At 63.0% G+C, this 17,764-nt stretch carries 17 protein-coding genes; 6 read left to right on the plus strand and 11 right to left on the minus strand.

All coding sequences use genetic code 11. From position 1 onward, the window contains the following. Positions 1 to 52: 52 nt before the first annotated feature. Positions 53 to 982 (minus strand): DMT family transporter, encoded by a 930-nt coding sequence (locus BM317_RS28195; RefSeq protein WP_092171958.1) that lies wholly within the window; start codon positions 980 to 982, stop codon positions 53 to 55. Between the two features lie 110 nt (positions 983 to 1,092). On the opposite strand from BM317_RS28195, the gene BM317_RS28200 reads away from it, so the two are divergent. Continuing rightward, on the plus strand, positions 1,093 to 1,884 hold the full coding sequence (locus tag BM317_RS28200) for an AraC family transcriptional regulator (RefSeq protein WP_092171962.1): 792 nt from the start codon (positions 1,093 to 1,095) through the stop codon (positions 1,882 to 1,884). 78 nt (positions 1,885 to 1,962) lie between these two features. Here BM317_RS28200 and BM317_RS28205 read toward each other — a convergent pair whose 3' ends face one another. After that, a complete protein-coding gene (locus BM317_RS28205; RefSeq protein ID WP_092477056.1) occupies positions 1,963 to 2,718 on the minus strand; it encodes an ArsR/SmtB family transcription factor in 756 nt (251 codons plus the stop codon). A gap of 44 nt (positions 2,719 to 2,762) precedes the next feature. Continuing rightward, positions 2,763 to 3,104 carry an FKBP-type peptidyl-prolyl cis-trans isomerase gene (locus BM317_RS28210; protein WP_060741696.1) on the minus strand — a complete coding sequence of 114 codons (342 nt, stop codon included), beginning with the start codon at positions 3,102 to 3,104 and terminating at the stop codon, positions 2,763 to 2,765. A 295-nt stretch (positions 3,105 to 3,399) separates the two neighbouring features. On the opposite strand from BM317_RS28210, the gene BM317_RS28215 reads away from it, so the two are divergent. Next, positions 3,400 to 4,461: a M4 family metallopeptidase gene (locus BM317_RS28215; RefSeq protein WP_092477058.1), complete on the plus strand. Its 1,062-nt coding sequence runs from the start codon at positions 3,400 to 3,402 to the stop codon at positions 4,459 to 4,461. Further along, a complete protein-coding gene (locus tag BM317_RS28220) occupies positions 4,461 to 4,784 on the plus strand; it encodes a protealysin inhibitor emfourin (protein ID WP_092171974.1) in 324 nt (107 codons plus the stop codon). The genes BM317_RS28215 and BM317_RS28220 overlap by 1 nt, the downstream gene beginning before the upstream one ends. Before the next feature lie 4 nt (positions 4,785 to 4,788). Here the strand turns inward: BM317_RS28220 and BM317_RS28225 are convergent, their stop codons facing one another. After that, a complete protein-coding gene (locus BM317_RS28225; protein ID WP_092171978.1) occupies positions 4,789 to 5,097 on the minus strand; it encodes an RcnB family protein in 309 nt (102 codons plus the stop codon). A 295-nt stretch (positions 5,098 to 5,392) separates the two neighbouring features. On the opposite strand from BM317_RS28225, the gene BM317_RS28230 reads away from it, so the two are divergent. After that, the gene (locus BM317_RS28230) at positions 5,393 to 6,496 is read left to right on the plus strand and encodes a DNA alkylation repair protein (RefSeq protein WP_092477061.1); all 1,104 of its coding nucleotides are present in this window, start codon (positions 5,393 to 5,395) and stop codon (positions 6,494 to 6,496) included. 5 nt (positions 6,497 to 6,501) lie between these two features. On the opposite strand, the gene BM317_RS28235 is transcribed toward BM317_RS28230, so the two are convergent. Next, on the minus strand, positions 6,502 to 8,580 hold the full coding sequence (locus BM317_RS28235) for a putative bifunctional diguanylate cyclase/phosphodiesterase (RefSeq protein ID WP_092171986.1): 2,079 nt from the start codon (positions 8,578 to 8,580) through the stop codon (positions 6,502 to 6,504). 582 nt (positions 8,581 to 9,162) lie between these two features. On the opposite strand from BM317_RS28235, the gene BM317_RS28245 reads away from it, so the two are divergent. Further along, positions 9,163 to 9,804 (plus strand): DUF1345 domain-containing protein, encoded by a 642-nt coding sequence (locus tag BM317_RS28245; protein ID WP_092171993.1) that lies wholly within the window; start codon positions 9,163 to 9,165, stop codon positions 9,802 to 9,804. A gap of 159 nt (positions 9,805 to 9,963) precedes the next feature. On the opposite strand, the gene BM317_RS28250 is transcribed toward BM317_RS28245, so the two are convergent. The 5 genes from BM317_RS28250 to BM317_RS28270 all read right to left on the minus strand — a co-directional run bounded on the left by BM317_RS28250 (position 9,964) and on the right by BM317_RS28270 (position 15,954). After that, entirely contained in the window at positions 9,964 to 11,265 is a 1,302-nt protein-coding gene (locus tag BM317_RS28250) for an ATP-binding protein (RefSeq protein WP_092477063.1), read from the minus strand. Positions 11,266 to 11,269: 4 nt separating this feature from the next. Continuing rightward, on the minus strand, positions 11,270 to 11,971 hold the full coding sequence (locus tag BM317_RS28255; protein ID WP_060741688.1) for a response regulator: 702 nt from the start codon (positions 11,969 to 11,971) through the stop codon (positions 11,270 to 11,272). A gap of 287 nt (positions 11,972 to 12,258) precedes the next feature. After that, complete coding sequence (locus BM317_RS28260; RefSeq protein ID WP_092172002.1) at positions 12,259 to 13,440, minus strand: pyridoxal phosphate-dependent aminotransferase; 1,182 nt, start codon at positions 13,438 to 13,440, stop codon at positions 12,259 to 12,261. A gap of 81 nt (positions 13,441 to 13,521) precedes the next feature. Then, complete coding sequence (locus tag BM317_RS28265; RefSeq protein WP_092172006.1) at positions 13,522 to 14,658, minus strand: glycerate kinase; 1,137 nt, start codon at positions 14,656 to 14,658, stop codon at positions 13,522 to 13,524. A gap of 171 nt (positions 14,659 to 14,829) precedes the next feature. Continuing rightward, positions 14,830 to 15,954, minus strand: coding sequence for a sugar diacid recognition domain-containing protein (locus BM317_RS28270; protein ID WP_092172011.1), 1,125 nt, complete (start codon positions 15,952 to 15,954; stop codon positions 14,830 to 14,832). 184 nt (positions 15,955 to 16,138) lie between these two features. Between BM317_RS28270 and BM317_RS28275 the strand changes: the two genes are divergently transcribed. Continuing rightward, positions 16,139 to 17,449, plus strand: a complete 1,311-nt coding sequence (locus BM317_RS28275) for an MFS transporter (RefSeq protein WP_092477065.1) — start codon at positions 16,139 to 16,141, stop codon at positions 17,447 to 17,449. A 45-nt stretch (positions 17,450 to 17,494) separates the two neighbouring features. On the opposite strand, the gene BM317_RS28280 is transcribed toward BM317_RS28275, so the two are convergent. Further along, on the minus strand, positions 17,495 to 17,764 hold a 270-nt coding region (locus BM317_RS28280; protein ID WP_139218369.1), incomplete at its 5' end, for a transposase.

Raw genomic sequence — 17,764 nt, forward strand, 5'->3', positions numbered from 1 at the left:
AAAGATCGCAGGCTTCGCCAGCTCCTACAGGCCCCAGCGTCTGCTACTCCCATTACTCCCGCCGCAATACCAACCATCGCCCCCAGCGCTGGTGAAACCAGCCGTAACCGCTGACCAGCAAGATCCCGCCCAGCACCAGGACCGCGCCAACGATAAAGTTCGGCTCCAGCGGCTCGTCCAGCAACCAGACACCAAAACCGATGCCAAACAGCGGCGTCATGAACGACAGCACGCCCAATTGCGAGGCGAGGTAACGGCGCAGCAGCGAGAACCAGATCAGGAAACTGGCGAAGGACACCAGCAACACCTGGAACGCCAGGCTGGCAATGAGTTGCGGCGTGGGGTTGATCGTCGTTTGCGCCAACGCCACGGACATCCCGATCAGCAGCACCCCGGCGCCCACCAGTTGATACAGCAGTGTCTGGCTGGCGGGCAGGTCCGTCAATCGCGAACAACGGACCGTCACCGTGGTCGCGCCCCACAGCGCACCGGCCAGCAAGCCCATTCCGTCACCGAGCAACGAGCTGCCGTGCGCCGCCCCCGAGCCGCCACTGAAGGCCACCACGATCCCGCCGAAGGCAACCGCGATGCCCAGCCATTGCGCCGGCTTGAGGCGTTCGCTCGGCAGTTTCCAGTGCAAACCGAGTGCGGCGAACATCGGGGCGGTGTACAGGAAAATCACCATGTGCGAAGCCGTCGTATGCCGCAGGCCTTCGCCCACCATCACGAACTCCAGGGCAAACAACAATCCCACCAACAGGCCAGGACGCCAACTGCCATCGGCCAGGGACAGGCGTTCACCTCGCGCCAGCACCAACAGCCAGACCAGTACCGCGGCAATGGCCGAGCGCACGCCCAGTTGCAGCATCGGCGCCATGTCGGCGGCGCTGGCCTTGATCGCGACTTGCTGGAAACCCCAGATGGCACAGAGTCCGGTCATCAGGGCACTGACCCGGCCATCCAGGGCGCGGCGGGTGGTCATGGGAAAAGTCCTTTGGGCAGAAATGGATGAAAGGATTGTCTGCCTGACACCTTTGCTGGATATAGTGATTACCCGACAAGCCATCCCGGTAATCCGCCATTGCGGTCGATATGCAGCCTCCAGCCCAACATCTGAAAATGCCTCCGTTCGACGCGGCCCTGCCCTCGCCGATTTTCTTTCGCAGCGCCTGCATGCCGGCCCATGCCACTTACCCCCGGCATCGGCATGCCTGGGGTGAGTTCGTCTACTCCTACAGTGGAGTGATGGAAATCGAGATCGCCCAGCACCATTACCTGGCGCCACCGCAGTACGGCATCTGGCTGCCGCCGGACATGGAACACGTTGGGTTCAATCGGCATGAAGCCTGCCATTGCTCGTTGTACTTGGCGGCCGAACTGTGCGCTGCGCTGCCGGCCGTCCCCTGCGCGCTGACCTTGAGCCCACTGATCCGCGCGTTGCTGGAAGAGCTGCGCAGCGACCCGCCGAGCCAACCGCAGACACCCGAGCAGCAGCGCTTGTTGCAGGTGCTGGTGGACAAGCTGACTCAGGCACCCCAGGCCGGTAGCTACCTGCCCTCCTCGGATGATCCATTGCTGGGCCCCGTATTGCGGGCCCTGGAGGCGAACCCCAGCGACCCGCGCTCCTTGCCGCAACTGGCCCGCGCCGCCAACACCACCGAACGCACGCTGATGCGCCGGGCCCAACGGGACCTGGGCATGTCCCTGGTGGAATGGCGCCAGCGCCTGAAAGTCATCGAGGCCCTGGCCCTGCTCGAACGTGGCCAGAGCGTGGAAACCATTGGCCTGGACCTGGGCTACAGCAGCGCCTCGGCGTTCATCAGCATGTTTCGCAAAATGATGGGCACCACGCCGGATGAGTATCGACGTAGGCATATGGCTTGATGATGGGGGTGATGCTGAAATGGCTATCGCGAGCCAGCTCGCTCCCACAGGGTCTGTCGGCGGACATCAACCCTGTGTTCAGCGCAGACCCACTGTCGGAGCGAGCTTGCTCGCAATAGCGCCAGTGGGATTGACGTCGATTTCGGCACTGATCCCAAACCGCCCCGCCAGCGCCCGACGCCCACTGGCCGTCACCCCCAGTGCCCGGCTATCCAGGTCCTGGATCACCCACTTGCGCTTGATCGCCACTTGCAGCAACGCCGCTCCCAGGGCGCCGCCCAGGTGCGGACGGCGCATGCTCCAGTCCAGGCAGGGGCAAGCGAATCGACGGCGTTTCGCGGCGAGGGCCTGGAGGTCAATGCCCAACCCCTCGAACAGCCCCACGCCGGACTCACTCAACCGATAGCCCTGTTCTGGCACCTCCACCAGCCACCCGGCCTCGATCAGGCGATCATGCAGCCGCACCGCCAGGGTGCCAGCCATGTGGTCGTAGCAGGTGCGGGCGAATTGCAGGCGATCCGGTGTGTGTGGCGTGAAGGTCGGCGCAGCGTTCTGGCCGATCACCATCAGCGCTTCGAGGGCCTGGGCGACACGTGGGTCCGCCAGGCTGTAGTAACGATGCCGGCCCTGGATGTGCAGGCGCACCAAGGTCAGGTCCTTGAGTTTCGCCAGGTGGGCACTGGCGGTCGAGGCGCTGACCTCGGCGATGCTCGCCAATTCGGTGCTGGTGCGGGCATGGCCATCCATCAAGGCGCAGAGCATTCGGGTACGGGCCGGCTCGGCAATCGCTGCGGCCACTTGGGACACGCCTACGTCATGACGTTCTGCGTTCATCTTTCACTCCACAATGGAACAAGCGCACCGATCGGTTTCTGCCCTCAATCGTCCCGGGTCAGCACTTCCAGCAACTCGATTTCAAAGATCAGGTTGGCGTTGGGCTTGATGTGGGCGCCCATGGACCGTTCACCGTAGGCCAGGTGGGCCGGCACCAGCAACTTGCGCTTGCCGCCGACTTGCATGCCCATCAGGCCCAGGTCCCAACCCTTGATGACGCGACCGGTGCCGATCACGCATTGGAAGGGTTTGCCCCGACTGTAGGACGAATCGAATTCGGTGCCGTCTTCGAGGGTGCCGCGGTATTGGGTGGTGATCAGCGCACCTTTGACTACGCTTTTGCCGTCGCCTTGGTGCAGGTCGATGATTTGCAGTTCTTCATTCATGGCGTATTTCCGTGTCGTTTCAGGCGCCGGTTTTTCGCAGAATTCCAGGCATATGGCAATCCTTTGTGGCGAGGGGATTTATCCCCGCTGGAGTGCGAAGCGCTCCCAGACGCTACGGACATATAGAAATTTCTGGGGGTCGCTCCGCAACCCAGCGGGGATAAATCCCCTCGCCACAGCCCCCATAGATTCGTATGGAACTGTGTTTTATCAGGCTATTCATGCAATAGGGAACCGCAACGGCCTATTCGGTTCACATGGGTATCGACCCTGCATTTCAGATAAGGACCTTCTGATGATCGACTCTCGCCCGCACCACGGTTTCATTCCCCCGTACATCCTCAACCGCATCATCGCCCACGGTTCCGAACAGCAACGTTCCAGCGCCCTCGGCACCTTGACTCATGTGCGCAGCCTACGACACAACCCTGGCCCACCCAGCACCCCGCCCGTCGCGGCAGCGCTGCCCAAGTCCGGCAAGGCCGGACACCCGCAACGCAGCGTGCACGATGCCCAGAACGGCATGGAACTGCCCGGCCAGCCGGTACGCCTGGAAGGCCAGCGGGCCAGTGGCGACCCGGCCGTGGACGAGGCCTACGATGCCCTGGGCGCCACCTATGATTTTTTCTGGAAGGTCCTGGGGCGCGATTCCATCGACAACAAAGGCTTCGCCCTGGTGGGCAGCGTGCATTACGGCCAGGGCTATGAAAACGCCTTCTGGAACGGTGCACAAATGGTGTTTGGCGACGGCGACGGCGAAATCTTCCAGCGCTTCACCCGCTCCCTGGACGTGGTGGCCCACGAACTGGCCCATGGCGTCACCGAAAGCGAAGCCGGGTTGATCTACGCCAACCAGTCCGGTGCGCTGAATGAGTCCATCTCCGACGTGTTCGGTGTGCTGGTCAAGCAGTTCGTGCTCGAACAGACCGCCGACCAGGCCGACTGGCTGATCGGCGCCGACCTGCTCACCGACAAGATCAACGGTGACGGCCTGCGCAGCATGTCCAACCCCGGCAGCGCCTACGATGACCCACTGCTGGGCAAAGACCCGCAACCGGCGCACATGCGCGAATTCGTCATTACCCGTGAAGACAACGGTGGCGTGCACATCAACTCCGGCATTCCCAACCGAGCCTTTTATCTGGTGGCGACCACGCTGGGCGAATTTGCCTGGGAAAAGGCCGGCCGGATCTGGTATGACACCTTGTGCGACCGAAGACTGCCCAATGACGCGTCCTTCAGCGCCTTCGCCCGCTTGACCGTCGAGCATGCCCGCCAGCGCTTCGGCACGCGGGAAGTGCAAGCGGTACAGAACGGCTGGACCCAGGTCGGCGTTGACCTGACACAGGAGAGCTGATGAAAACCCTTCCAGACCTCGACGACAAAGCCGTGGTACGGCTGTCGCGCCAGGGCGGCGTGGCCGCCATCCATGCACTGACCCGGCCACGGGAAATCGAGTTCGCCCAGTGCGACCTCGACCAGCGCACACGCATCTGTTCGGTCCTGGAGGGCTGCCTGCCGCTGACCTCCTCCACGCCCGGGCGCGGCGACCAGCGGTTTTTCCAGATCGAGGTGCGTTATCGCGCCAACGACCAGGACGACGAGATGGTGCTACAGGTGCCCGAGGACCGGGCACCCGGCGAGCTGGTTCAGCTATGGGACAAAGGCGAAGTGCTCTGAAGATTTAACGTGTGGCCGGCACGATCTTGACGATCGCGCCGGACACGGTTTCGATCAGCAGGTACTTGTCGTCGATCTGTACCCATTGCTGCTCGCTTGTCGGCTGTTCCAGCTTCTTCTGTTTCCAGTCTTTCATGGCCCTGTCCGCGCGCTGATAGTCCGCCGGTACCCGGTCGTTCTCCACCAGCCTGCGGCCATTGCTCGGCGAATGCTCCAGGGCGTCTCCGGTTTTCTCGACCGCTTGCGCAACAGGCCCAAGGGTTCCAAGGCCGGCAATCAGGACCAGGCTGGCGATCAGGGTGGGTTTGCGCATAAAAAAAACTCCAGTTATTCGAGGGACTGAATCTGGGACTTCGCGGGCGGCAAATCATTCCTTTTACCGTAGAAGCTCGTAGGAATTCGCAGGAACTCGTAGGAGCTCGTAGGAGCTCGTAGGAGCTCGTAGGAGCTGTCGAGTGCAACGAGGCTGCGATCTTCCCCAAGACACTTGAATCCCAAGCGAAAGATCAAAAGATCGCAGCCTTCGGCAGCTCCTACAACGCAGCCGAGCGGGAGCAAGCGCCCTCGCCACAGGATATAGTGACAAGCCCTGCACGACGGACCCTGCCATGACGACTTCGACCACTGCCTCCCCTGCCCTCAAGGAAATCTTCAACAACGCCCGCCTGGAACACATCGCCAGCGAAATGCGCGCGGTGTATCCGGCCTTCGACACCAAGGCGTTCCTGAACATGGCCAACGACGGGCTGGCCGAGTTGTCGGTGATGCAGCGCATGGCCCGGGTCAGTGAGTGCCTGCACGCAGTGCTGCCTCTCGATTACGAGGCATCGCTGGAAGTGCTGCGGGCCCTGGCCCCGCGCCTGAACAGCATGTTTGTCAGCATGTTCCTGCCGCACTACGTGGCGTCTTACGGTCGCAATCACTTCGACGTGTCGTTGGACGCGCTCCAGTATTTCACCCGGTTCGGCTCGTCGGAGTTCGCCGTGCGGCACTTCTTGCGGGACGACCTGGAACGTACCCTCAAGGTCATGCACGACTGGGCACTGGACGCCAACGAGCACGTGCGCCGCCTGGCCAGCGAAGGCAGCCGGCCGCGCCTGCCGTGGTCGTTTCACTTGGAGCCAATCCAGGCCAACCCCGACCTGGCCGCCGCGATCCTCGACACGCTCAAGGCCGACGACAGCCTTTATGTGCGCAAATCCGTGGCCAACCACCTCAACGACGTCACCAAACAGCATCCCGACTGGGTGCTGGACCAGATCGAAGGCTGGCCATTGCAAGACCGCCGCACCGCGTGGATCGCCCGGCATGCGCTGCGTAGCTTGATCAAACAAGGCAACCCCAGGGCACTGGGGGTCATCGGTGCCGGCGGCAAGGCGCAGGTCCAAGTGCTGGATTTGCAGGTGACGCCGGCGGTGATCCGCTTGGGAGAACAGGTCACACTGTCCTTCACGGTGCAATCAACCCTCGGGCAGAGCCAGCGCCTGGTGATCGACTATGCCGTCGACTACGTGAAAGCCTCGGGCGGCACCTCGGCCAAGGTCTTCAAACTCAAGACCTTCGACTTGCCCGCCCAGGGTCGCGTCAACCTCAGCCGTTCGCAACATATTCGCGAGCTGACCACCCGCAAACACTACGCGGGCCGGCATGCCGTGCACCTGTTGGTCAACGGCGAGCGGCTGGGCAGCACGGCGTTCGATATCGTCTCCTGAGAGGGTCAGGCTATCGCCACGGTTTTCGCCTGGCGGATGTTCTGCAGAAAACGCTCGGCCGGCAGCGGATGGCCCAACAGATAGCCCTGCAGCGAATCGCAGCCCAGCTGGGTCAGGAAGTCTTGTTGCACGTCGGTCTCCACGCCTTCGGCGACGATCCGTAGGCCCAGGGCCTGGCCGAGGGCGACGATGGCCGAGACGATGGCCGCGTCATCGCTGTCGTGCTCCAGGTCCCGCACGAAGCCACGATCGATCTTCAGCTCGTTGGCCGGCAGGCGCTTGAGGTACATCAGGCTCGAATAGCCGGTGCCAAAGTCGTCGATGGACAAATCCACGCCCATGTCCGAGAGCAGTTGCAACACCGTCATGCTCGCGTCCGCATCGCTCATGGCGGTGGTTTCGGTGATTTCCAGGGTCAGGCTGTTGGCGGGCAGCTTATGCGTTTCCAAGGCCTTGGCCACGCTCTGCACCAGACCGGTGTGACAGAACTGCAAGGCCGAGAGGTTCACCGCGATGCGCCAGTCGGTATAACCGAGCACGTACCATTCGCGCATCTGCCGACAGGCTTCGTTCAACACCCATTCGCCGATGGGAATGATCAACCCGGTCTTTTCCGCCAGGTCGATGAATGTGTCGGGCATCAGCATGCCTTGGGTCGGATGGGTCCAGCGCAACAAGGCTTCGGCCCCGACCGGACGACCATTGGCCGCGTCGAACTTGGGCTGGTAATGCAGGCTGAACTGCCGCTGTTCGACGGCCATGCGCAAGTCTTGCAGCAGTTGCAATTGCTTGCGAGCGTTACTGTTCATAGAGGCGTCGAAAAAACTGTAGCCATTTTTGCCGGCGCCCTTGGCGTGGTACATCGCCGCGTCGGCATTCATCAGCAGCTCTTCGGCGCTCTGGCCGTTGCCAGGGTAAAGGGCGATGCCGACGCTGGCGGAGATCTGCAAGTCATGTTCAGACACCCGGAACGTGCGCCCGATCAAGCCGACCTGGCGTGCCGCCAGTCGCAGGGCATCGTCGGGCTCGGCCAGTTGCACCAGCAGCACGAACTCATCACCACCGATCCGCGCCAGGGTGTCCTGGCTGCGCAGGTCTTCGCGCAGGCGCAGAGCCACGTCCCGTAGCAACAAATCGCCCATGTGGTGACCAAAGGCATCGTTGACCGGCTTGAAACCATCGAGGTCGATGAACATCAAGGCGAAGCAGCCGCCCTGCTCTTGCACCCGATGCATGGCCTGGTCGATCCGGTCGGCCAACAACACACGGTTGGGCAGCCCGGTGAGGGGGTCGTGCAGGGCCAACTGGGTCAGTTCCCGGTTGGCCCGGGTCAGGGACTGGGCCAGCTCGGCGGTGCGGGCTTCCAGGCGTGCGTCGAGAATCGAGGTCAGCAAGGCAATGGCCAGCACCGCCAGGGTGGTGATCAACACCAGATTGTCCAGGCCCTTGCCGCTCAAGCCGTCCAGAGAACCACAAAAGCTGCCCTCGCTGAATCGCGCCCCGGCCATGCCGGTATAGTGCATGCCGACGATGGCGATGCCCATGACCACCGCGGCGCCCGCACGAGCCAGACGCACGTGGGGGCTGTTCTGGCGCAGGCGAAAGGCAATCCACAGTGCCGCCGCCGAGGCGCCGACAGCTATCACCAGCGAAGCCCCGAACAGCGTCGGGTCATAATCGATGCCCGGCTGCATCCGCAGCGCGGCCATGCCGGTGTAATGCATGGCGCTGATCCCGGCGCCCATGATCAGCGCTCCGAAGGCCAACTGCCACGCCGGCAATCGCGGTTGGCTGACCAGCCACAGGGCAAAACCGCTGGAAAGAATGGCGGTCAGCAGTGACAGCGCGGTGATCGGGACATCGTAGCCAAGCTCAACCGGCAAGGTGAACGCCAGCATGCCGATGAAGTGCATGGACCAGATGCCCACCCCCATCGCCAGCGCGCCCCCGGTCATCCAAAAATGCGCGGCACGCCCCTGGGCGGTGGCGATACGCCCGGCCAGATCCAGGGCGGTGTAGGAAGCCAGCACGGCAACAAACAAGGAAATCGAAACGAGGGCGGGGGAATAACTGCCGATGAGCATGGTTTTTTCTCGTAACAGAAGAGCCGTACTGCTTCCATGCCCGGTTGGAGGTCGGCGATTGTACTGAATCGTGACAGGGACGCACGAACCAAATGTCAAAAAGCCATCAAACCTGAAATATTTTCGACGAAAGACACGACCCCGAGCAGGGGGATTTTTCTGCAAGCCATCCATCATGTGTTCACCGCAGCTCCAATGTGGGAGCGGGCTTGCTCGCGAAAGCGGTGGGTCAGCTTGCATCAATGTTGAATGGGCCGCCGTCATCGCGAGCAAGCTCGCTCCCACAGTGGGATTTGGGCCGGGCGCAGGTTTTAGATTCACTGGAGATCCAGTGTGGGAGCGAGCTTGCTCGCGATAGCGGTGAGTCAGTCTACACACGGGCCCCGGGCCGTTCAGCTACCATGCCAAGCTGGTCATTCGCAAAGGCTGCAACCCGGACATCGACAGGGAGGGCTCGATGGAGGCGGCGATTCGGCGGATACAGGAAGCGGGCGTGCAGTTGATCGAATCCAGCGCGATAGACAGTCGCCCCTTCGCTTGATGGCTCATACTAGGCGCCTCTTTTCCGGACAGTGAGCCTCCATGCCCTTCCTCGCCCGTACCCATCCGCGTCTTTCCAGCGCCACGGTCCTTGGCCTGGCGGTGGGTATCCTGGTTCCCGTGGACTCGATCATCAGCAAGATCCTGATCGGCTGGAATGCCGGGGTCTGGACCTACCTGGTGCTGATGTTCTGGCTGACCGTGCGGGCCAAGGCGCCCGATGTGAAGCGCATCGCCGAAATCGAAGATGAAAATGCCGGGGTGGTGCTGCTGACGGTCTGCGTCGCGGCATTGGCCAGCCTGGCGACCATCACCTTCGAGCTGGCCGGCAGCCGCGACCTGCAAGCCGCTGGCAAGCTGTTGCATTACGGCTTCACGGCAATGACCGTGATCGGCTCATGGTTGCTGATCGGGGTGATTTTCAGCGTTCACTACGCACGGCTGTATTACACCTGGGAGGGCAAGGAGCCGGCACTGCGCTTTGCCGAAGGGCTGACCACGCCCAACTATTGGGATTTCCTGTATTTCTCTTTCACCATCGGGGTCGCGGTGCAGACGTCCGACGTGGGGGTCGCCACCCGGCAACTGCGCAAGATCGTATTGGCGCAGTCGTTGATCGGGTTTGTGTTCAATACGGCGATCCTGGGGTTTTCGATCAATATTGCGGCGGGGTTGTTTGGGTAAGGGGCTACCTTGCGTAGGAGCTGCCGAAGGCTGCGATCTTTTGATCTTGATCTTGATCTTGATCTTGATCTTTTGCTTGCGACTCAATTGTCTGGGGCAAGATCGCAGCCTCGTTTCACTCGTCAGCTCCTACAAGCTCCTACGGGGGTCGAGGATGCATCAGGGTGGTGTTGGCAGCCATAGTCTGAAGCGCGCGCCACCCAGGGGAGAGGCTTCCACCGTCAAGGTGCCGCCCTGGGCTTCCAGGGCCCGGCGGCTGATGGCCAGGCCGAGGCCGAAGCCGCCCGTGGCGCGGTCGCGGCTGCGGTCCAGACGGTAGAACGGCTCGAACACACGCTCGCGTTCGCTGTCGGGAATGCCGATGCCGTCGTCGTCGACCCAGATCTCACAGCCTCGATCACCCACCAGCACGCCGATCTGGATGTGCTTTTCGCAATACCGCATGGCATTGCGCAGCAGGTTCTGCAACGCCCGTGCGGTCAGCCGTGGGTCCAGCACAAAACGCTCCAGCGTCCCATGCAACAACACATCAATCACCACGTCCGGCGCCGTCAGGTCCTCGTCGACGCTGCCCAGGATGCTGTCGATGAATTCGTCCAGCGCCACTTCGACCCGTTCGGGCAAGTGCTGCGGGTTTTGCAACCGGCTGTAGGACAGCAGCTCCAGCACCAACTCATCCAGCTCGCGAATGTGCGCCACCAGCCCTTGCAGACGCTCGCGACTCGGTGCCGGCAGATCATCGGACAGCGCCAGGGCCAGGCCGAAGTCGAGTCGCGTCAGGGGCGTGCGCAGTTCGTGGGACACAGCGTTGAGCAGATCCCGCTGTTGGTTGAGCAGGTTCTCGATGTCCCCCGCCATCGTGTCGAACACATGGGCCAGGCTGCCGATGTTCGAACTGGAGGCAATGTGCGTACGCTCCCCCAGATGACCTTTGCCGAAACGCTCGGCGGTGCGCCGCAGGCGTTCCAGGTCGCGCCAGTGAGGCCGCAGCCAGAGCAACAGGCAGGCCAGCATCGTCGCGCCGATCAACACGTTGATGCTCCAGTACAACCAGCTGACATCGGCCGGGTCCGGCGGCACGACCATCTTCACCGCCGTGCGCTCATCCAGCGGTGCCGCCGCCAGGGTTCGCCAGGCCCATTCGCCAAGGCGCACCACATTCTCGCCACGCTTGAGACGCGCCTGCTCCTCGGCGCTGAAACCGTTGTCACCGATGGCGGCCAGCTCAATGCGCAGCGGGTTGAATTCCTTGTCCATCTGCGCCGCCAGCGTCGGCCACTGTTCGCTGGGCACAGCGCGGAACTGCTTGACCAACAAGGTTTGCAGGCCCCGGGAATAATCGAGGTTGTAGGTCAGGAAACGCTCATGGAATAGGCGCACCACCAGTTCCGGCATCAGGTAGATCGCCGCGCTGTAGGACACGATGGTGACCAGGTAGAGGCGGATCAGCAGCTTCCACATCGGTTCAGCATTCCCACTCGGAACGGCTGAACAGATAGCCCTTGCCCCACACGGTCTTGATCTTGCGGGCTTCGTCGGCGTTGTCGTCGAACTTGCGCCGCAACTTGGAAATCGCCACGTCCACCGAACGGTCGGTGCCGTTGAATTCAATACCCCGCAAGCGTTGCAGGATCTGGTCGCGGCTCAGTACTTCGCCGGAATGCCGGGCCAGCACCACCAGCAGGTTGTATTCACCGCTGGACAATTCCACCGCCTGCCCGCGCCAGGTCACCGTGCGCTCGGACAGGTCGATGCACAGGTTGCCCACCAGGATGCGGTCGTTGGCCGTCTGCGGCTCGATGAGGCTGCTGCGCCGTAACAAGGTGCGCACCCGCGCCAGCAATACTCGGGGCTCGCACGGTTTGGTGACGTAGTCGTCAGCGCCCATCTCCAGGCCCAGGACCTGGTCGTGGCTGTCGTCCCGGGCGGTGAGCATCAGGATCGGCAAGGTCGCCGAGTCGGCCCGCAGCAAGCGGCAGACCTGCAAGCCGTCCAACCCCGGCAACATCAGGTCGAGGATCACCAGGTCCGGCGGATCGACCCGCGCCCGCTCACGCACATGATCGCCACGGCTGAGGACACTGACCTGATAGCCGTTGCGCTCCAGGTAACTGGCGATCAGTTCAGAGAGTGCGGTGTCGTCTTCCACCAGGAGGATGTTGGGCATGGTGTTTCCAGAAAGTGCTGTGGCGCCGGCCATGCCGCTATCGCGAGCAAGCTCGCTCCCACAAGGGTCTTGGGGACGACACAAAACCACTGTGGGAGCGAGCTTGCTCGCGATTGCGGTGTAACAGGTGCAGAAAAACCTCAAGCTGCCAAGGATATACGCCCTCACCCACCCAGAGCCAAACCCCTTACACAATTTCACACACTGTCTACAAAGCTTTACCGGATTCCCCCTTTTCTGGATCGTGAGCTCTTTGTGAATACACTGCGATTGAGCATTGTGAAACTTCAGCGCACTTGTAAAGACTGACCGGCACACGAGGCAATCCGCCTACACGCCTCCGCCAGTTTCACCTGATCGACCACCAACCCGATCCGAATATGCCCCGCCGCACTCGGCCCGAACGCCTCGCCGGCCAGCACCGACACGCCATACCCGTCCAACAGCCGCTCGGCAAACGCCTGGGCGTCGAGGCCCGTCTGGCGCACGTCGACCATCACGAACATGCCGCCATCGGGCCGCACCGGCTTGAGGCCCGGGCAGTCATCGAGCATGGCGCAGACCAGGTCGCGGCGCTGGCGATATTCCTCGTGCATCTGCGCCACCTCAGGCAGAGCCTGCTCCAGCGCGACCTGGGCGGCGCGTTGCACGAAATCCGGCAAGCCGAACAGCATGCACAGCGACAGGTTCGCCAAGTGCCCGGCCAGCGCCTGCGGCCCGATGACCCAGCCGATGCGCCACCCTGTCATGGCGTGGGATTTGGATAGGCTGTTGATCGTCGCGGTGCGCTCGGCCATGCCCGGCAGGCTGGCCGGGCTGATGTGTTCGCCTTCGTAGATCAGGTCGCTGTAGACCTCGTCACTGATCAGCCACAGGTCATGTTCGATGCACAACCGTGCCAAGGCTTGCCAGGTGGACATCGGCAGGCTGGCGCCGGACGGGTTGTTCGGGCTGTTGAGCAGCATCGCCCGGGTACGCGGGGTCACAAGACGGGCAACGTCCGCCGGTTCGACCCGAAAACCGTTCTCCGGGCGGACCGCCACCGGCACCACTTTTGCCCCGCAGGCACCGAACACCGCTTCGTAGGTGACATACATCGGCTCTGCGACGATGACTTCGTCGCCTGCGTTGAGCAGGCATTGCGCGACCGCGTACACCGCGCATTGCGCCCCCGGCAGCACAACCACATGTTCGGCGCCTACGCCTTGGCCGCAGCGCAGGCGGTGACGCCGGGCAATGCTGGAACGCAGGGTGTGCAGGCCGCGGATGTCCGAATAATGAGTGTCGCCAGCCCGCAGGCTGCCCACCGCCGCATCGACGATGGCCCGCGGTGTATCGAAATCCGGGTCACCCACTGACAGCAACAACACATCCATGCCCTGTTCGCGCATGGCCAGCGCCCGGTCGTGAATATCCCAGGCAGCGGCACCGTCGCCGGTGATGCGTTGGGTCAAGGCTGAAAAGCGCATGTACGTCTCCTGGTTGCGCGGAATCCAGCCTCAACCCTATCTCAAATCCCACTCCGCGCCAGCGCTTTTGTGGCGAGGGCGTTATCGGGCCGCCACCCGCCACAGCCGAGCGATGTCCTGGGCGCGCTCGCTCAGCAGGCGCGGGGCGTCGGCGCAGGCTTCTTGCAGGGTCATCGGCCCGCTGACCAGGGCAAAGGCGGCGTCGATACCGTGTTCGTACAGCGCCTGGTAACCCTCCCCCAGCGTGCCGGCAATGATCACCACCGGTACGCCCTGCTGGCGGGCGATGCGGGCCACGCCGAAGGGGGTCTTGCCGCGCAGGGTCTGGGCGTCGAAACGGCCTTCGCCGGTGATCACCAGGTCGGCGCCGCTGATCGCCTCGGCCAGCCCGGTCAACTGGGCGACGACGTCCACGCCGGTCCGAAACTGCGCCCGCAGGAATGCCTTGGCCGCGAAACCCAGGCCGCCAGCGGCACCGCTGCCCGCCTCGTCGCGCACATCCTTGTTCAATGCCTGGGCACACTGTTCGGCGAAATGCCCCAGGGCCCGGTCCAGTGCCTGCACTTGAGAGGCCGAGGCGCCCTTCTGCGGACCGAAGACGGCGGATGCGCCATGGGGTCCGCACAGCGGGTTATCGACGTCGGCGGCGATCTCGAAACTGACGTGGGCCAGGCGTGGGTCGAGGTCGCTCAGGTCGAGGCGTGCCAGGTTCGCCAAAGCCAGTCCGCCGGGAGGAAGGGGTTGGCCCTGGTCATCCAGCAATGCCACGCCCAAGGCCTGCAGCGCACCGGCGCCGGCGTCGTTGGTGGCACTGCCGCCAATCGCCAGGATCACCCGTTCGACGCCTTCATCGAGGGCTGCGCGAATCAGCTCGCCGGTGCCGTAGGTGCTGCTGGCACAGGCATCGCGCTGCCCCGGCGCTACCAATTGCAAGCCACTGGCCTCGGCCATCTCGATGATCGCGGTGCGGCTCTCGGCCAACCAGCCCCAGCGTGCCTCGACGACGACACCCAACGGACCACGAACACGGGTGTGGCGCCACTGACCGTTGCAGGCTGCCAGCACCGACTCCACCGTCCCCTCCCCGCCGTCGGCCATCGGGCACTTGATCAACTGCGCATCCGGCCAGACCTGGGCCAGCCCCTGGGCGATGGCATCGGCGACGCCCTGGGCGCTGAGGCTGTCCTTGAACGAGTCGGGGGCGATGATTATTTTCATATTATTCTCCGGTTCCGATGCACAGCATGCTGCCAGTTGACCGCAGCCGTGACGCCGGTCTGCCGCACAAAAGACACCGGGCATTATTGTTCAATTTCACAAATACCGGTTTTCCAGGAAGATTCAGGTTGAAGCTGCCGGCCTCATCGCGAGCAAGCTCGCTCCCACAGGTTATGGGGTGATCTCGGCGGTCTGGGGCAACAGTTGCACCCCCAGGTACAGCGCCAGCATCCCATCCAGCCGCAACGGATCCACGCCGCTGAGTTCGGCGATGCGTTCCATGCGGTAGCGCAGGCTGTTGCGGTGGATGCCCAACGCGTCGGCGCAGGCCTGGCTCTGGCCGTCGTGCTCGCACCAACTGCGCAAGGTGGCGAGCAATTGGCCGTTGCTGTCCTTGGCGATGACCTTGCGCAAAGGGCTCAGCAATTCATCCAGGGCATCGTCGCTGCGATGGCGCCAGAGCATCACCGGCAGGCGATAACGGGCAAGCGTCAGCAGGCGCGACTGCGGCAACACATCGCGCCCGTAGGCCAGCAGGTCCCCAACTCGCCGGTAGCAACGACGCAGGCCCGCGAGCCCTTCGGCCTGGCCGCCCATCGCCACGCGCAGAATGCTCCAGCCCAACCCGTCGAGCTTGGCCAGCAACCGTTCGTTCTCCACCGAGGCGGTCACCGGCCGGCACCAGAGCAAGGAAGATTTGGACGACGTCAGGCACCAACTGTCCGGATAGCGCGACATCAGCCAGGCGCTCAATGTCTCGACGGTCTGGCCCGGTCCATGCTCCAGGCCCAGCTCGAACAGGTACGGCACCCGCGACAATTGTGGCTTGAGCCCCAATTGCCGGGCTTCGTCCAGCAGTCGCGGCGAATCCCCAGCGTCCCCCAGCAGCAACGCCAGCAAGTCATCACAACGCTGGCGGCGCCATTGCTGTTCGGCCTGTTGGTTGCGCTGGCCCACCAGCATCTCGGCGGTCATGCGCACCAGTTCGGCATAGGTACGCAGTTGCGCAGGCTCGCCGGTGATGCCCAGGACGCCGATCAGCCGTTGATCGAGCATCAGCGGCAAGTTGATCCCCGGCTGCACGCCCTTGAGGTGCATCGCGGTGTGCTCGTCGATTTCCACCACCCGGCCATTGGCCAGGACCAGTTGCGCGCCTTCGTGGCGGGTATTGACCCGCTCGCGCTCGCCACTGCCGAGAATCAGTCCCTGATTGTCCATGACATTGACGTTGTACGGCAGGATCGCCATCGCCCGGTCGACGATGTCCTGTGCCAGGTCGTGATCGAGTTCGAACATGGACGGTGTTCCTTGCAGGCGGCGTGGATTGTTGTTTCAGGCACGGGTTTGGTCAGGCGCACAGGGTCTGCCTCCAAACCCTGTGCCCAGGCACAAAGACATGGGCCCTTGGGCTGGCCGAGACTCAAGGGGCGGTCAACGTTACCCCTTGGCTCGCCAAAATCATAATAAAGAGAGACCCGCCATGTCCCAGAGCGCAACAGCCCTCCTGGCTACCCCCGACGAAAAAAATACCGTCTACAAGCGCATCACCCTGCGCTTGATCCCGTTCATTTTCATCTGCTACCTGTTCAACTACCTGGACCGGGTCAACGTTGGCTTCGCCAAGCTGCAGATGCTCGACGCCTTGAAATTCAGCGAAACCGTGTACGGCCTCGGCGCCGGGATCTTCTTCATCGGCTACGTGCTGTGTGGCGTGCCGAGTAACCTGGCCCTGACCCAATTCGGCCCACGGCGCTGGATCGCGCTGATGATGATCACCTGGGGTACCTTGTCGACCTGCCTGTTGTTCGTCACCACCCCCACCCAGTTCTACACCTTGCGGCTGTTTACCGGCGCCGCTGAAGCCGGGTTCTTTCCTGGCGTGGTGCTGTACCTCTCGCAATGGTTTCCGACGTTCCGCCGCGGCCGGATCATGGCGTTGTTCATGTCGGCCATCCCGGTGTCCGGCCTGTTGGGCAGCCCGTTTTCCGGCTGGATCCTCAACCACTTCGCCGCGGGCCAGGGCGGCCTGGCGGGTTGGCAGTGGATGTTCCTGCTGCAAGGCATTCCGACGGTGATCCTCGGCGCGCTGGCGTTCTTCCTGCTCAGCGACACCTTCGCCAACGCCAAATGGCTGACCGCCCAGGAACGCGCCGTGCTCACCGCCGACCATGCCGAAGACCTGGCCAACAAGCCAAAAAGCACCACCGATTCGTTGCTCGCGGTGTTCAAGAACCCGGCGATCTGGGCCTTCGGCCTGGTGTACTTCTGCATCCAGAGCGGCGTTTATGCAATCAACTTCTGGCTGCCGTCGATCATCAAGAACCTGGGTTTCAGCGATAACCTGGTGATTGGCTGGCTGAGTGCGATTCCTTACCTGCTGGCAGCGGTGTTCATGTTGCTGGTGGGCCGCTCGGCGGACCTGCACAAGGAACGTCGCTGGCACTTGGTGGTGCCGATGCTGATGGGTGCGGTCGGGCTGCTGATCGCCGTCAACTTCGCCACCACCCCGGCCATCGCCATCATCGGCCTGTCCATCGCCACCATGGGTGCCCTCACCGGCCTGCCGATGTTCTGGCCGGTGCCCACGGCCCTGCTCAGCGCCGGAGCCGCCGCCGGTGGCTTGGCCTTGATCAATTCCATGGGGCAGATGGCCGGCTTCCTCAGCCCATACCTGGTGGGTTGGGTCAAGGACGCCACCGGTTCGACCGACGCGGCGTTGTACCTGCTCGCCGGGGTGATCGTGTGTGGCAGCCTGCTGGCACTGCGCATGACCCGCACCTTGCGCACCTGACGCCCTTTTTTCCGTGTGGGAGATTCTATGGTGCAGGGCTACCCCCTAAATGCCTTTCGGTAAGTATTCGCTCTGGTTCTTCAGCAGGGCGAATACCACTCGGGCAAGCTTGCGGGCCAGTGCCACTAATGCTTCGGTTGTGCTGAGCCCCCGGGCCCTTAGTGCCTCATAAAAACCCTTCCATGCCGCTGTGCGCCTCGCCGACATCGCGGCGTTATGCATCAATCGACGGGCCTCTGGGTCACCTCGCTTAGACAGGCAGCGGCGTCCCTTCTTTTTCCCTGAGTCCGATATACGCAGGTCTAGGCCCAGAAA

Source organism: Pseudomonas sp. NFACC24-1, from assembly GCF_900115235.1.
Lineage (GTDB): Bacteria > Pseudomonadota > Gammaproteobacteria > Pseudomonadales > Pseudomonadaceae > Aquipseudomonas > Aquipseudomonas fluorescens_AA.

Bases quoted from the DNA above. Each gene is read 5' to 3' on its own strand.
- BM317_RS28195 (WP_092171958.1), bottom strand. From the start codon at position 982: ATGACCACCCGCCGCGCCCTGGATGGCCGGGTCAGTGCCCTGATGACC.
- BM317_RS28200 (WP_092171962.1), top strand. From the start codon at position 1,093: ATGCAGCCTCCAGCCCAACATCTGAAAATGCCTCCGTTCGACGCGGCC.
- BM317_RS28205 (WP_092477056.1), bottom strand. From the start codon at position 2,718: ATGAACGCAGAACGTCATGACGTAGGCGTGTCCCAAGTGGCCGCAGCG.
- BM317_RS28210 (WP_060741696.1), bottom strand. From the start codon at position 3,104: ATGAATGAAGAACTGCAAATCATCGACCTGCACCAAGGCGACGGCAAA.
- BM317_RS28215 (WP_092477058.1), top strand. From the start codon at position 3,400: ATGATCGACTCTCGCCCGCACCACGGTTTCATTCCCCCGTACATCCTC.
- BM317_RS28220 (WP_092171974.1), top strand. From the start codon at position 4,461: ATGAAAACCCTTCCAGACCTCGACGACAAAGCCGTGGTACGGCTGTCG.
- BM317_RS28225 (WP_092171978.1), bottom strand. From the start codon at position 5,097: ATGCGCAAACCCACCCTGATCGCCAGCCTGGTCCTGATTGCCGGCCTT.
- BM317_RS28230 (WP_092477061.1), top strand. From the start codon at position 5,393: ATGACGACTTCGACCACTGCCTCCCCTGCCCTCAAGGAAATCTTCAAC.
- BM317_RS28235 (WP_092171986.1), bottom strand. From the start codon at position 8,580: ATGCTCATCGGCAGTTATTCCCCCGCCCTCGTTTCGATTTCCTTGTTT.
- BM317_RS28245 (WP_092171993.1), top strand. From the start codon at position 9,163: ATGCCCTTCCTCGCCCGTACCCATCCGCGTCTTTCCAGCGCCACGGTC.
- BM317_RS28250 (WP_092477063.1), bottom strand. From the start codon at position 11,265: ATGTGGAAGCTGCTGATCCGCCTCTACCTGGTCACCATCGTGTCCTAC.
- BM317_RS28255 (WP_060741688.1), bottom strand. From the start codon at position 11,971: ATGCCCAACATCCTCCTGGTGGAAGACGACACCGCACTCTCTGAACTG.
- BM317_RS28260 (WP_092172002.1), bottom strand. From the start codon at position 13,440: ATGCGCTTTTCAGCCTTGACCCAACGCATCACCGGCGACGGTGCCGCT.
- BM317_RS28265 (WP_092172006.1), bottom strand. From the start codon at position 14,658: ATGAAAATAATCATCGCCCCCGACTCGTTCAAGGACAGCCTCAGCGCC.
- BM317_RS28270 (WP_092172011.1), bottom strand. From the start codon at position 15,954: ATGTTCGAACTCGATCACGACCTGGCACAGGACATCGTCGACCGGGCG.
- BM317_RS28275 (WP_092477065.1), top strand. From the start codon at position 16,139: ATGTCCCAGAGCGCAACAGCCCTCCTGGCTACCCCCGACGAAAAAAAT.